Here is a 13,562-nt window from a genome sequence, read left to right on the forward strand (position 1 = left end):
GGGCCACCTGATGACAGCGCCCTCTCACCCTTCTGCCAGGAGTCATCCGATGTACAAGCTTGCGTTCTTCGTCCCGGAGAATGACGCCGAACACGTCAAGGAAGCCGTCTTCGCCACCGGCGCAGGCCGCATCGGCGACTACGAGGCCTGCTGCTTCGAGACACGCGGCACCGGCCAGTTTCGGCCACTGGCCAGCGCCAATCCGCATATCGGGACCTGCGGCACGCTGGAGCGCGTCGCCGAACTGAAGATAGAGCTGGTATGTGACGATTCGCTCATCGCCGCTGCCGTGGCGGCGCTGCGCGAGGCCCATCCCTATGAAGAAGTCGCCTTCGATTGCTGGCGACTGGAAACGCTCTGACCCCGCGCGTCCCGAAGAACGAGGCACGCGAGGTCAGCAATGGCCAGACGATCTAGCTCGCAGGCAGGAAGGTGGTGTTGAAGAAGTGCTCGCGGGTGTCCAGGTCGATCTGCTCGAGATGCAGCGGGAAATGCTCGTCACCCTCGCCGTGGCGGCGGTCCTCGAAGTAGCGGCGCAGCGTCACTTCCATGGTCGGGAAGGCCAGCGACTGCCAGGGGACCTCCTCTTCGGCGAACAGCGCCACCTCGAGGCTCTCGACGCCGGCCGAGTAGTCGCTGATCAGCTCGGCCCGAAACAGCATGTAGACCTGATTGATATGCGGCAGGTCGATCAACGTATAAAGCCCCTGCAGCTTGACCTCGGCGCCGGCTTCCTCCCGTGTCTCGCGAGCAGCGGCGTCGCTGGTGGTCTCGGCGTTCTCCATGAAGCCGGCCGGCAGGGTCCAATAGCCCAGGCGCGGCTCGATGGCACGCCGACAGAGCAACACCTTGCCATCGCGTACCGGCAGGGTGCCCGCGATGATGCGCGGATTCTGATAATGGATGGTGCCGCAGCTATCACACAGGTAGCGCAGACGATCATCGCCCTGCGGCACTGCCAGACGCACCGTTTCACCACAGTGACTGCAATAATTCATTCGCTCTCCCATGAAATCTCAAGGCACCCTTCAGTGACATCCCGTCTCAGCTTCCTCGCTGCGCGGTGGGCCCAGCGGCATGGCAGTCGCCTTGACCGCCAGGACCCTCGCGCCACATCATGAATGCCTACGAGGAAACGACATGCTAGAAGCCCTGCGCCAACGCCTGCAAGCACATCAACCCCTTGCGACCGACCACCAGCTGCCACGCGCCGCCGTACTGATCGCGTTGATCGATCGTCCCGAACCGACGCTGCTGCTCACGCGGCGTGCCAGCCATCTCAGCCAGCACCCCGGCCAGGTGGCCTTTCCCGGCGGCAAGGCCGAACCCGATGATAGCAATCTGTTGGCCACCGCGCTGCGCGAAGCCGAGGAAGAAGTCGCGCTACCGCCCAGCGCCGTGGAGGTCTTCGGCCAGCTGAGCGACGTGATTTCCCTGCACGGCATGCATGTCACGCCCTTTGTCGGACGCATTCCCGCTGACCTGCCGCTGCGCGCTGACCCCGGCGAGATCGAGCAGATCTTCGAGATGCCGCTGAGCATGTTGCTCAAGGACGAGCGCGAGCATACCGACGTGATCACCGTCGGTGACGAGACCTGGTACGTGCCCAGCTATCGCGTGGCCGACCAAGTGCTGTGGGGGCTGTCCTCGATGATGCTGGTCGAACTGATGGCCATCGGCTTCGGCCATGCCGTGAGCCTCAAGGCAGCGCCACCGCCTGGTGCCCCGCTGCGCCATCTGCCGCCGCGCCCCGTGCCGCCTCGGCCCTGAAGCTCAAGACCCTGAACTCCTGAACTCCTGAACTCCTGAACTCCTGAACTCCTGAGTTAATGAGCTCCAGAGCTCCAGAGCTCCAGAGCACCTGAACCAGGCAAGGTGTGTTCCCGCCAAGCGGCTCGCCATTGCCCTGATGTCATCGCCCTGATGTCATCGCCCTGATGTCATCGCCCTGATGGCATCGCACCGCTGCCATTGCCCCGACAATATTGCACCGACAATGGCACTGGACTATAACTCCTCGCCCACGATGCCATGCCACTTCCCGTTCGGAGCGCCTGATGCCCGCTGTACCTGCACCCGCCCCACTGCTGGACCCTGTCGCACTGAACCTGCTGATCGATGAACTGGTCGAGCATGGCTACAGCGTGCGCCCCGATTTCCTGCCGCGCCAGGTCATCGCCCAGCTCAATGATGAACTGACGGCGCTGGAGACGCGGCAGCAATTGACGGCGGCGGGTATCGGGCGCGGACGCGAGCATGATCTGCGCCCGGACATCCGCGGCGACGCGATTCGCTGGCTGGACCGCAATTCGCGTGCCCAGCGCGCCTACCTGGAAGCGATGAACGTGCTCAAGGATGAGCTCAACCGCGCCCTCTATCTGGGGCTGTTCGAGTATGAGGCCCACTTCGCCCACTATCCGGTCGGCAGCTTCTACAAGAAGCATCTCGACAGTTTTCGCGGCCGCGGCAATCGCCTGATCTCCAGCGTGCTCTATCTCAATGAGGACTGGCCGCGCGATGGCGGCGGCGAGATCGTGCTCTACGACCCCGAGGATGACAGCCGCGAAATGGCGCGCGTCACCCCCGAAGCCGGCACCTTCGTGTGCTTCCTTTCCGAGCAGATCCCCCATGAGGTGCTGCCGACGCATCAGGCGCGCGCCAGTGTCACCGGCTGGTTCCGGCGCAACAGCTCACAGGGCAATCTGGTCGACCCGGCACGCTGATCTGAAAGGTGACTATTTCGGGAGCGTTCGCTCTTCCTGCAAAGCCTGCTCCTCCTTGACCTCGATCTCCTCGAGGCTGTCCAGCGAGGCCTCCGTGATCAGCTCCGGCATGTCAGCGACCAGCTCACGCGTGACCTCGACCAGCGGGTCATCGGCTTCGGCGTCACGCAGGTGCTCCTCGGCGGCCTCGACCAGTTCAGGCCCGACCGCAAGCTCGGTGCCCAGCGGTGTCTGCGGAGCATGGGTCTCGAAGGGCGCCAACGGCTGCGGCGCCGGACGCATCACGCGTCGCCAGACGAAGAAGAGCAGCATGCCGCCACCCATCACCGCCAGACTCAGCGCCATGCCGGGCATCGCGCCCATCTCGGCCATCGGCAGCGATACCGCCGGCGGTGACAGGGTCGACCCCACCGCATTGATCAACAGCAGGCCCTGACTCATGCGCACCAGGGCGCCGGCGGGCGCACGGTCGGCAGCATGGCTGACCGCCACCGGATAGAGGGTGAAAGCGGCGCCGCCGAGCAGGAACAGCACCGTCAGCTGGGCGATGCCCTCGCGGGCCGGCCCCATCAGCAAGGCGGCAAAGCCGACGATGGCGATCGACAGGATGATCAGCACCTGCTGGCGATCATGGCTGTCAGACCAGCGGCCGATGGGGTATTGCAGCAACATGCCACCAAGAATCACCAGCGCCATGCGTTGACCGATCTCCGCGGTGCTCAGGGTGCCGCCATCGCCCAGCGCCAGAGGCAGCAGACTGTAGATGACCGCCACCACCAGTCCCGAGGCCAGGCAACCGAACACGCCCGTCGGCGTGATGCGAATCAGGCGCCACGGGCTCAGGGGCTCGGACTGTTCGATCAGCGGCGAGACACGCGGCAGCAGCACCAGCGGCAATACCGAGGCCGCCGCCAGCATCGCCACCAGCATGAAAGCTGCCTCGAGGCTCAACATGGCAGTCACACCCAGCAGCAGCTGACCGAGCACCCCCGCGCCGTAGAGCACGATCATGTAGAGCGCCAGCAGACGCCCGCGCACGGCGGGGTCGGCGGCGCTCAGCAGCCAGCTCTCGATGACCAGATACACTCCGACCAGCGACCAGCCGATCATCATGCGCAGCAGGAACCACACCACCGGGTGGTCGCCCAGCCCCATGGCCAGTGCCGCGACCGCCACCAGCGAAGCGAAGCCGGCATAGGCGCGGATATGGCCGATGCGCAGCAGCAGGCGGTCGTTGACCAGCGCGCCGAGCCCGAGGCCAAGATAGTAGGCCGAGCTGATCAGGCCGATCGCCTCGCTCGAGACACCGGCGGCAGACAGCCGCAACGGGACCAGCGAGGTCAGCATGGCGTTACCGATCCCCAGCAAGGCAAGGCCGAGCAGGGGTGCAAGGGACATCAACAGCAGATGACGGGGCATGACCAGATCCTCGGCCGGCCGCCAGTCAGCGATCAGCCAATGCCGCAAGGTGCGGATATCGTCGGGAGGGGGAATTTGCCCTGCGAGAATACGTCAAGGCGCGGGCAATATAGTGACAGTCCGCGCCAAATCCAAGCCTTTTTGCGTCATTTGGCGACCATGTCTTCTTTCGTGCCGCTGCGCGCTGTCCTGCGCCCTGTCCTGCGCTCTATCCATGCCCTGTCCCGCGCCCTGTCCCATGCCCTGCCCCGCGCTCTTGTCAGGCGGATCGGGGCACGCGGAAGATGACACTGTCGTTGGCGACCTGCTCAAGCTCGAGTCCGTGCGTACGCGCCAGCCAGGCAAAGGTCGCCGGGCTGAACAGGCACACATGCGTCGGGTCACGCAGGTAGTGCCAGCGCCTGAGCGCTTCCGGGTCATCCGAGGCGGGCTGGGTCATCACCCCCAGCAGGCCGCCGGGCTTGAGGCAGCGCAACCACTGGCGGAAGACTTCTCCCGGGGCGTAGAGATGCTCGATCACCTCGGTGCTGACGATGAAGTCATGCTGGCGGGTGAGCGCGGCCGGGTTCGGATGATAATAGAGGTCGTGAAGCGTCATCGGATGGCCCGCCTCCTCGAACATCTGCGCCAAGGCAGGCCCCGGTCCACAGCCGAAATCGAGCCCGCTGACACCGGCCGCGAGCCGCTCGCACATCGGCGTGAAGAGCCTGGCCAGGAAGCTTCGATAACGCGGGTCTGCCGGGTCATTCTCGTGCTGGTCGTAGATGTCCTGCTCTGCCCTGGCATCCAGGCGCTGGGACGGCGCCAGATACAGCAGATGACATTCCGGGCAGCGCAGGTAATCGCGCTCATCGGCGGGCGGGCGCTTACCGGTGTCGGGGCATGGCCTGCGTCGCTGTACCAAGTGCAGTACATGCTGGCTCCGGGGCGCCTCACACAGCGGGCAGACAGTATCTGAAGGCGGATAGGGAACGGGGGAATCAGGGGCTGACATCAGGACTCCGCGGCAAGGGACACTGGCGATGAGGGGCGATGTCACCACACGGCTGGCGGTGACAACTCGCCGCCACGCGCGACACCGCGGCGGCAGGAGCAATTCCGCAGCAGGTGAACGTATCGAAGGTGGCGACGGTCTGAGTGCTGAATGATACCCCGCGCCAGTGTATTGCGCCTGCCGCGATGGAGCCTGCAGGCACCGCCCCCCTCTGGCACAATGAACATCATTCGAGTGCGGCACCGCGACACCTGACGATGTCACGGCGCCTGCCTTCGCGTCAGACAGTCGCGATCTTTCACGCCAGACCACCGGAACTTCACGTGTGACGATGGACAAGACTCTCAAGCGGTTCGAACAGGCCATGGAACAGCGCCTGACTCCTCTCAAGGCCAACTCCGTGGCCTGTCTGTGGCAACGACTGGCCGGGCTCAGCACCCGCCAGCTCTGGTGGCTGGCGCGCCCGTTGGCGCGTGTGGTGCAGCTGTGCAACCCCCGCGAGCGTCGGGTCACGCGCCAGAATCTGGGCCAGGCCTTTCCGCAGCTCGACAAGCAGGCGCGCGCGCGTCTGGCAAGCGACAGTCTCGCACATTCCACCGCCACCATGCTGGAACTGGGCAAGGTGTGGCTGGGTGATGAAGACGCCGTGCGCGATTCGATTCTCGAGGTCCACGGCCGCAACCTGCTCGACGAGGCGCGTGCCGAGGGGCGCGGTGTCATCGTGCTGGCGCCGCACTTCGGCAACTGGGAAGTGCTCAATTTCTGGCTCTCCAGCCACTTCCCGTTCACCGCCATGTACGAGCCGCCCAAGTTCGAGCGCCTCGACCCGATCATCCGCAATGGCCGTGAACGCATGGGCGCGAGCCTGGTGCCCACCAACTCGCGCGGCGTGGCTGCCTTGCTCAAGGCACTCAAGCGCGCCGAAGCGATCGGCATACTGCCGGATCAGGAGCCGGGTCGTGGCAGCGGCGTCTTCGCCGACTTCTATGGCCGCCCCGCCTATACCGCCACCCTTTTGCCCAAGCTGGTGGCGAGAACCGATGCACGCGTCGTCACCGGTGTCGCCCAACGCCTGGAAGATGGCCATGGCTTCGCCATCCACTTCCTCGCCGCGGATGAGGGAGTCTATTGCGAAGAGGAAGTCGCCTCGGCACGCGGGGTGAATGCCTCGGTGGAAGCGGCGATCGCCTTGGCGCCGGCCCAGTATCAGTGGGAATACAAGCGCTGGCGCAAGAGCCCGCAGGAAATGGAGCAACAACCGGGCTGGCAGGAAGCCCGCTTCTATGCGCGCACCTACTCCTTTTTCTCGCTCAAGGGCTGGCGCCGCTACTTCAAGCATCGCCGCAAGGCCAGCAAGCGCGGCTGAGGGCAGCACTGGCGCAACAGGCCATCAGCTCCCAGACTGAATGCGCATGGCTCAATGACAGGAGGCAAGGATGCCGATCGAGACTCACGCCGCTCACGTCGCTTACCTCACAAGTGGCGCATCGCCCCGGCGCCCCACACTGTCTCGGGCAGTATCGACACGCCTGCCGGCAAGTCTGGTGACAGGCTTGGCGACAAGGTTGGCAACACGTGTGGCGACACGCCTGGTCACAGGTGCCGCGGCGGCCTGTCTCGCCTTGTCTCTACCAGCCCAGGCAGAGACAGATGCCGCTTCCTCACTGTCGCTGGTGAGCGCTCAGCAAGTGCCCAGTGATGCCCCTGCGCTCAAGCTGCCTGAGGGCGCCACGCTCGAGCGGCTGGCCTCACTCGACAGTCCACGCATGCTGCATCTCACTGACGCTGGCGAGCTGCTGATCGGCTCGCGGGCCGAGCGTGTCTATCGCGCTCAGCTGACGCCGGACGGCAACCTCTCTGCCGTGAAGACGCTGGTCGAACTGTCGGGCTACCCTCACTCGCTGGTGGTACGCGGCGACAAGCTCTATGTCGCGACCACTGCAGCCTTGCTGATCGCCGACTATTCACACGGCGAATCTCTCACCCGCGATGACTTTCGTGAGCTGATCGCCCTGCCCGGCGGCGGTGGCCACAACTCGCGCACCCTGAGTCTCGGGCCTGATGGCGGCCTCTATCTGGCGCTGGGCATCCAGGGCAATTGCTCGAATCAATATCTCGCAGGCAGCGAGCAGGGCTACTCCTTCAGTGAACGCCGAGGCGGCGTGCTGCGCCTTGAGGAATCCGGCGATGCCCCGCACTGGCAACCCTGGGCCAGCGGGCTGCGCAACCCGGTAGGCCTCGCCTGGCAGCTGGGCATGGAAGATGAGCCGCGCCTGCTGGCCACCAACAACGGCCCCGACCACTGGGGCTATGAGCAACCTCGCGAGCTGGTGGTCGCAGCCCGCGAAGGCAGCTTCCATGGCATGCCCTGGTATCAGTGGGTCGATGGCCGCTGGCAGGCGGATGACTGCATCACGAGCGATTCACCGCGCGAGCGTGACGAGATTGCGCCGCCACTGGCCGAGATCCCCGCTCGCAGTGCGCCAATGGGAATCGCGATGGTACCGCCAGAACATCCATTGGCCGCAGACATGGATGTCATGGTGGCCGTTCACGGCAGCTGGGGCACGGCTCCCTCCGGCAATGCCGCGGGTGACCCGGCCAGCCGTCGTGAGCCTCGCCTGCTGGGCCTCAAGTTGGCGACGCCAGACACTGAAGCACGTCTGGTGCCAGTGCTGACCGGCCTGCAGGACATCAGCAGCGGTCAGCGCTGGATTCGCCCGCTCGATGTCCTGTTCGGCCCTGATGGCAGCCTGTACTTCACCTCGGATAGCGGCGCGGCTGGCCTCTATCGCCTCACCTTCGATTGATGGCCTGACCTTCAGCAGAACGGGCTTTTGAAGCGAGGCCCTGGCCCTTAGTCACGCGCTCTCTCCAAGCCCTCTCTTCAGGCTCTCTTTCCAGGAGATGCTTGGCAGAGAGCCTATGAACAAGACCTGTGAATAGGGCCTATGGACAGGGCCTGTAAATAGGGCCTGTAAATAGGACCGATGAATGAAGTGCTTGCCTGCTGCAGACTCTAGAACCTGGTCGTTCATGCCCCGCCTTCGAATTACAGAAATGTAGTCCCGTGCCCCCGCATGCACCCAATGGCCTTCTGGTCATCATGTGGCCACTGAGCGACACTGGCCCGACGCCAAGCGTTTAATGAACGATGACGCGTTGAGGGAGCGTCTCTCGCTCGTGCATCTAGCCTACGAACTCCTGCGTATGATCCAACGAATACGCCATCGTCGGAGCCTGCCGCCATGAATCAGCAGCCACCCTCAGCAGCACGGACGCCTGCCAGCCGTGACTCCTTGCCGAGCACATGCACGCATCTGACGCGCGCTCCCTGGCTGAGCATCGTGATGCCGGTGCATGACGAGGCAGCCGGCATCGTGCAAACCCTGATCGCCCTGAATCGCCTGCGCGCGGGAGGGGACTGTGAAGTGATCGTGGTGGATGGTGGTTCGACGGATGGCACTCCCTCACTGGCCCGTCCGCTGTGTGATGCCGTGCTGAGCAGTGAGCCGGGCCGAGCACGCCAGATGAACGCCGGAGCCGCGCGCGCGCGCGGGGAGTGGCTGCTGTTTCTGCATGCCGATACCGACTTGCCCGACAATGCGCTGGCATTGCTGAAAGAGGCCGTCACGACGCATCGTCGCAGCGACTGGGGCCGCTTCGATGTCAGCATCAAGGGCGAGTCGCCGTGGTTACCGGTGATCGCCATCATGATGAATCTGCGCTCGCGGCTGACCAGCATCAGCACGGGCGACCAGACCCAGTTCGTGCAGCGCTCGACCTTCGAGGCCATCGGCGGCTTTGCCGACATGCCATTGATGGAAGATATCTGGTTGAGTGCCCAGCTCAAGCATCTGACACCGCCAATGAACCTGACAGCGCGCGTCACGACCAGCGGTCGACGCTGGGACACCCAGGGCGTCTGGCGCACCATCATCAAGATGTGGGGGCTGCGGCTGGCGGCCTGGTGTGGGGTCTCTCCCGCACGTCTGGCACGCCTCTACGGCTATCGCGCCGCGGCGCAGGCCTGTGAGCAGCGCGGCATGCCCCATGCGTGATACGGCGTTGCCTACCTTGCCCACAGCTGATGCCGCGTCAGAGGTGAGCCCGACCCTCATCATCTTCGGTCGCCTGCCCATCGCCGGCCACTGCAAGACACGCCTGATCCCCGCACTCGGCCCAGAGGGCGCAGCTCGACTCTATGAGCGGATGCTGAGCCATATCGTTGACCAGGCCTGCGCTGCGCATCTCGGCAAGGTCGTGGTGATGCTGACGACCGCTGCCGAACCGTCGAGTCAGGCCCCTGAACAGACCGCCCTGCGGGCAGCGCTGGAAGCCCGGCTGCGAAGTACTGTCGATGCCTCTGCCGACCTCACCTTCGAGGCACAGCCACAGGGGGATCTCGGTGAGCGAATGTCCCTGGCCATGGCCCGACATCTGCCCGAAGGGCCGGTGCTGCTGATGGGCTCGGACCTACCGGCGCTGGACAGCCAGCGTCTGCGCGAGGCAGCCCATGGACTGCGCACTCACGACGCGGTGCTGCAGCCCACCGACGATGGCGGCTATGGCTTGATCGGCCTCAAGGCGTCCTGCCCGCAAGCCTTCCTGCTGCCCCACTGGAGTCATGCCCATGTCTGCCGGGACACCCTGACGCTGTTGGCACGGGCGGGGAGAACGACCGCTTGCCTGCCGGTCAGCTGGGATGTCGATGAGCCAGGTGACCTTGCGCGACTGTCGCGCCACCTGCCGGCGCTCATGGCCGACCTTGCCGCTTGAGGCTTTCATGAACCCGCCCACGGCTTTCTACAAACCCGCTCGAGGCTTATCACAAGCCCGCTTGAGGCTCTTTATAAGCCCGCTTGAGGCTCTTTATAAGCCCGCTTGAGGCTCTTCACACCTTCGGCATGCCTCCCAAAGTCGTATGCATTTTTGCTTACACTGCCCTTCTTCTGCGCCGCAGGGCTGTTACACTCGCTGCATCGTGACTCATATGTCACAGCTTGACGGGGTGCCGGTAAGACCGGCTGAGATGTCATGCGCAGGCAACGTCCTTGCGTGAATGACGATCCCGCCGAACCTGATCCGGCTAGTACCGGCGTAGGGATCAAGCGCGAAGCGATGCCACTCGATATCGTCACCACTTTCTCACGGTGACTGTCGGCACCTCCCCCGCTTTTCCCCTGCTCCTGTTCCGGTACTGGCCACGCTTGCGCCAGAGTCCTGTCGTCCCATCACGGGTCGTCAGCACGCTCACCGAGGGATGCGTCATGCCCAGTTTCAACGACCTGACCAGTGCCTGCGCCGAGGAATGGTGTGACTATCTCGAGCACGACTTCGTTCGCCAGCTGGGCGAAGGTCGTCTGCCGGAGGAGTCCTTCCGCCATTACCTGCAGCAGGACTACCTGTTCCTGATCCACTTCGCGCGTGCCTGGGCACTGGCCGCCTACAAGAGCCGCACCCTCGCGGAGCTGCGTCAGGCCACGGCCAGTCTCGACACCATCCTCAATACCGAGCTCGATCTGCATATCGGCTACTGCCGCGAGTGGGGCATCAGCGAGGATGACCTGAGCGAGCTGCCGGAATCCCGCGCCACCCTGGCCTATACCCGTTACGTGCTCGATTGCGGCCAGCGCGGCGACCTGCTCGATCTGCACGTGGCGCTCGCGCCCTGCCTGATCGGCTACGGCGAGATCGCCGAGTGGCTGCTCGATCAGGACACCACCGAGATCGAGAACAACCCGTACGCGGACTGGATCGCGATGTACTCAAGCGATGACTTCAAGGAAGCCGTCGAAGCCGAGCGTGAATGGCTGGATGCGCGGCTCTCGGAAGTCTCGGAGCGCCGACTGGGTGAACTGGTCGATGTCTTCCGTGACGCCACGCGACTCGAGATCGACTTCTGGCAGATGGGCCTCGATCGCGCCTGAGACATGACAGACTGACGTCCCGGTGCTCGCCATGAGCCGCTCGGGATGTCGCCATCCCCCATGGATGGCACGACTGACAGGCCAACAGAGCCTGGATGCGAGAACACCGCCCGAAGCAGGCATGATGCTTCGTTGGGCAGCACATTCTCGCATTGAAATCTGCACACGCTTGACGGGGTGCCGGTGGAACCGGCTGAGATCCTGCATGCATGCTTCGCCGCCCTGACGCGCGAGCTTGCCAGCAAGGGGTCCCGTGGAACCTGAACCGGTTAGGACCGGCGTAGGAATCAAGCTGATGGCCAGCCGCTGCGCGCGGCCGCCTCGCTCCCGGGCCACCTGCTGGCAAGGAGCTGGCGACGACCATCCTCTCCCTGCGCACGGTCTTCCCATGATGACGTCAGCCGTGACGTCGCCCTTTGAGGAGACCTGCATGAGCACTGCCCCGACAACCCAAGACCCACAAGCTACCAACGCCGCCGAGTCACCGCTCGCCTCGCAGCCTGAGTCTGCCCCCAAGGCACGCGCGCGCGCCGGTCGCAAGGATGGCAGCCGCCACCTTGCCAGCGAAGCACGCGTCGACGCCGCCGCCATCGCGCCACTGAGCGGCTCGCGCAAGATCTATATCGAAGGCTCCCGTCCGGACATCCGCGTGCCCATGCGCGAGATCGTCTGCTCGCCGACCCAGACCTCCAGCGGTCTGGAAGAGAATCCGCCGATCGTCGTCTACGATACCTCCGGCCCCTACACCGACCCGGCGGTCGAGATCGACATTCGCCGAGGTCTGGCGCCGCTGCGTGAACAGTGGATCGAGGAGCGCGGCGATACCGAACAACTCAATCAGCTGAGCAGTGAATACGGCCGCGTGCGTCAGGCCGACCTGCGCCTGGCGTCACTGCGCTTCGAGCTCAACCATCGCCCGCGCCGCGCTCTACCGGGCAAGAATGTCACCCAACTGCACTATGCGCGCCAGGGCATCATCACCCCGGAGATGGAGTACATCGCGATTCGCGAGAACCAGCGTCGCATCGCGCTGCGTGAGGAATATCGGGGCAGTGACTCCGTGGAAAGCATCCTGGGCCATCAGCATCCGGGCCACAGCTTCGGCGCCAACCTGCCCGACGAGATCACCGCCGAATTCGTGCGTGAGGAAGTCGCACGCGGTCGCGCCATCATCCCCGCCAACATCAATCACCCGGAAAGCGAGCCGATGATCATCGGTCGTAACTTCCTGGTAAAGGTCAACGGCAATCTGGGCAACTCGGCGGTGACCTCCTCCATCGAGGAAGAGGTCGACAAGATGACCTGGGCGATCCGTTGGGGCTCCGACACCGTGATGGATCTCTCGACCGGCGCCAATATCCACGAGACCCGTGAATGGATTCTGCGCAACTCTCCCGTGCCCATCGGCACGGTGCCGATCTATCAGGCGCTGGAGAAGGTTGATGGCGTGGCCGAGAACCTCGACTGGGAAATCTTCCGCGATACGCTGATCGAACAGGCCGAGCAAGGCGTCGACTACTTCACCATCCATGCCGGCGTCTTGCTGCGCTACGTGCCGCTGACCGCCAATCGCGTGACCGGCATCGTCTCGCGCGGTGGCTCGATCATGGCCAAATGGTGTCTGGCGCATCATGAGGAAAGCTTCCTCTATCGCCACTTCGAGGACATCTGCGAGATCTGCAAGGCCTACGACATCAGCCTGTCACTGGGCGATGGCCTGCGCCCGGGCTCGGTGGCCGATGCCAACGACGCCGCCCAGTTCGGTGAGCTCGAGACGCTCGGCGAGCTGACCAGGATCGCCTGGCAGCACGATGTCCAGGTCATGATCGAAGGCCCGGGTCACGTGCCGATGCACCTGATCAAGGAGAACATGGACAAGCAGCTCAGCGAGTGTGACGAGGCGCCCTTCTACACCCTCGGCCCGCTGACCACTGACATCGCCCCGGGCTACGACCACATCACCTCCGGCATCGGTGCCGCGATGATCGGCTGGTTCGGCTGCGCCATGCTCTGCTACGTGACCCCCAAGGAGCACCTGGGCCTGCCCAACAAGGACGACGTCAAGACCGGCATCATCACCTACAAGATCGCCGCACATGCCGCCGATCTGGCCAAGGGTCATCCGGGCGCGCAACGCCGAGACAATGGGCTCTCCAAGGCGCGCTTCGAGTTCCGCTGGGAAGACCAGTTCAATCTGGGCCTGGACCCGGACACCGCGCGCAGCTTCCACGATGAGACGCTGCCCAAGGACTCGGCCAAGGTCGCCCACTTCTGCTCCATGTGCGGGCCGAAGTTCTGCTCGATGAAGATCACCCAGGAAGTGCGCGATTACGCCAATGAGCATGGCCTGACCGGCGATGCCGACAGCGTGATGGCCGGCATGCAGGAGCAGGCCGACAAGTTCAAGCGTGAAGGCAGCCAGCTCTATCAGGAGGTCTAGCCAAGCGCCTGACGCACAGGAAAGCTGACTTTCCAAGCGACACAAAAAACGCCCCA

At 64.3% G+C, this 13,562-nt stretch carries 12 protein-coding genes and 2 riboswitches; of the genes, 9 read left to right on the forward strand and 3 right to left on the reverse strand.

The genetic code is table 11. From position 1 onward, the window contains the following. Window positions 1-49 precede the first annotated feature (49 nt). Complete coding sequence (locus tag AC5WNJ_RS12305) at window positions 50-361, forward strand: NGG1p interacting factor NIF3 (RefSeq protein ID WP_495929806.1); 312 nt, start codon at window positions 50-52, stop codon at window positions 359-361. Between the two features lie 52 nt (window positions 362-413). Here the strand turns inward: AC5WNJ_RS12305 and AC5WNJ_RS12310 are convergent, their stop codons facing one another. Then, complete coding sequence (locus AC5WNJ_RS12310; protein ID WP_176677654.1) at window positions 414-998, reverse strand: NUDIX hydrolase; 585 nt, start codon at window positions 996-998, stop codon at window positions 414-416. A gap of 142 nt (window positions 999-1,140) precedes the next feature. Here AC5WNJ_RS12310 and AC5WNJ_RS12315 point away from each other — a divergent pair, with 142 nt between their 5' ends. Further along, complete coding sequence (locus AC5WNJ_RS12315; RefSeq protein ID WP_176677655.1) at window positions 1,141-1,770, forward strand: CoA pyrophosphatase; 630 nt, start codon at window positions 1,141-1,143, stop codon at window positions 1,768-1,770. Window positions 1,771-2,057: 287 nt separating this feature from the next. Then, the gene (locus AC5WNJ_RS12320) at window positions 2,058-2,723 is read left to right on the forward strand and encodes a 2OG-Fe(II) oxygenase (protein ID WP_253061247.1); all 666 of its coding nucleotides are present in this window, start codon (window positions 2,058-2,060) and stop codon (window positions 2,721-2,723) included. 12 nt (window positions 2,724-2,735) lie between these two features. Here AC5WNJ_RS12320 and AC5WNJ_RS12325 read toward each other — a convergent pair whose 3' ends face one another. Then, the gene (locus AC5WNJ_RS12325) at window positions 2,736-4,142 is read right to left on the reverse strand and encodes an MFS transporter (RefSeq protein WP_495929807.1); all 1,407 of its coding nucleotides are present in this window, start codon (window positions 4,140-4,142) and stop codon (window positions 2,736-2,738) included. A 259-nt stretch (window positions 4,143-4,401) separates the two neighbouring features. Beyond that, complete coding sequence (locus AC5WNJ_RS12330) at window positions 4,402-5,136, reverse strand: methyltransferase domain-containing protein (protein WP_176677658.1); 735 nt, start codon at window positions 5,134-5,136, stop codon at window positions 4,402-4,404. A 331-nt stretch (window positions 5,137-5,467) separates the two neighbouring features. On the opposite strand from AC5WNJ_RS12330, the gene AC5WNJ_RS12335 reads away from it, so the two are divergent. From AC5WNJ_RS12335 to thiC, 6 genes are all read left to right on the forward strand, one after another. Beyond that, window positions 5,468-6,502, forward strand: a complete 1,035-nt coding sequence (locus AC5WNJ_RS12335; RefSeq protein WP_495929808.1) for a lysophospholipid acyltransferase family protein — start codon at window positions 5,468-5,470, stop codon at window positions 6,500-6,502. A 199-nt stretch (window positions 6,503-6,701) separates the two neighbouring features. Continuing rightward, window positions 6,702-7,946, forward strand: coding sequence for a PQQ-dependent sugar dehydrogenase (locus tag AC5WNJ_RS12340; RefSeq protein WP_495929809.1), 1,245 nt, complete (start codon window positions 6,702-6,704; stop codon window positions 7,944-7,946). A gap of 438 nt (window positions 7,947-8,384) precedes the next feature. Next, on the forward strand, window positions 8,385-9,197 hold the full coding sequence (locus AC5WNJ_RS12345; RefSeq protein ID WP_495929810.1) for a TIGR04283 family arsenosugar biosynthesis glycosyltransferase: 813 nt from the start codon (window positions 8,385-8,387) through the stop codon (window positions 9,195-9,197). A gap of 43 nt (window positions 9,198-9,240) precedes the next feature. Further along, a complete protein-coding gene (locus AC5WNJ_RS12350; RefSeq protein WP_495929811.1) occupies window positions 9,241-9,915 on the forward strand; it encodes a TIGR04282 family arsenosugar biosynthesis glycosyltransferase in 675 nt (224 codons plus the stop codon). Window positions 9,916-10,133: 218 nt separating this feature from the next. Beyond that, window positions 10,134-10,260: riboswitch (TPP riboswitch) on the forward strand. Window positions 10,261-10,406: 146 nt separating this feature from the next. Beyond that, window positions 10,407-11,066, forward strand: coding sequence for a thiaminase II (tenA, locus tag AC5WNJ_RS12355; RefSeq protein WP_495929812.1), 660 nt, complete (start codon window positions 10,407-10,409; stop codon window positions 11,064-11,066). A 163-nt stretch (window positions 11,067-11,229) separates the two neighbouring features. Further along, window positions 11,230-11,370, forward strand: a riboswitch (TPP riboswitch). A gap of 126 nt (window positions 11,371-11,496) precedes the next feature. After that, entirely contained in the window at window positions 11,497-13,506 is a 2,010-nt protein-coding gene (thiC, locus tag AC5WNJ_RS12360) for a phosphomethylpyrimidine synthase ThiC (RefSeq protein ID WP_495929813.1), read from the forward strand. Window positions 13,507-13,562 lie beyond the last annotated feature (56 nt).

The sequence above is a fragment of the Cobetia sp. PDI-23MA genome (assembly GCF_059507735.1).

Bases quoted from the DNA above. Each gene is read 5' to 3' on its own strand.
- AC5WNJ_RS12325 (WP_495929807.1), bottom strand. From the start codon at position 4,142: ATGCCCCGTCATCTGCTGTTGATGTCCCTTGCACCCCTGCTCGGCCTT.
- AC5WNJ_RS12345 (WP_495929810.1), top strand. From the start codon at position 8,385: ATGAATCAGCAGCCACCCTCAGCAGCACGGACGCCTGCCAGCCGTGAC.
- AC5WNJ_RS12335 (WP_495929808.1), top strand. From the start codon at position 5,468: ATGGACAAGACTCTCAAGCGGTTCGAACAGGCCATGGAACAGCGCCTG.
- AC5WNJ_RS12320 (WP_253061247.1), top strand. From the start codon at position 2,058: ATGCCCGCTGTACCTGCACCCGCCCCACTGCTGGACCCTGTCGCACTG.
- AC5WNJ_RS12305 (WP_495929806.1), top strand. From the start codon at position 50: ATGTACAAGCTTGCGTTCTTCGTCCCGGAGAATGACGCCGAACACGTC.
- AC5WNJ_RS12310 (WP_176677654.1), bottom strand. From the start codon at position 998: ATGAATTATTGCAGTCACTGTGGTGAAACGGTGCGTCTGGCAGTGCCG.
- AC5WNJ_RS12315 (WP_176677655.1), top strand. From the start codon at position 1,141: ATGCTAGAAGCCCTGCGCCAACGCCTGCAAGCACATCAACCCCTTGCG.
- thiC (WP_495929813.1), top strand. From the start codon at position 11,497: ATGAGCACTGCCCCGACAACCCAAGACCCACAAGCTACCAACGCCGCC.
- tenA (WP_495929812.1), top strand. From the start codon at position 10,407: ATGCCCAGTTTCAACGACCTGACCAGTGCCTGCGCCGAGGAATGGTGT.
- AC5WNJ_RS12330 (WP_176677658.1), bottom strand. From the start codon at position 5,136: ATGTCAGCCCCTGATTCCCCCGTTCCCTATCCGCCTTCAGATACTGTC.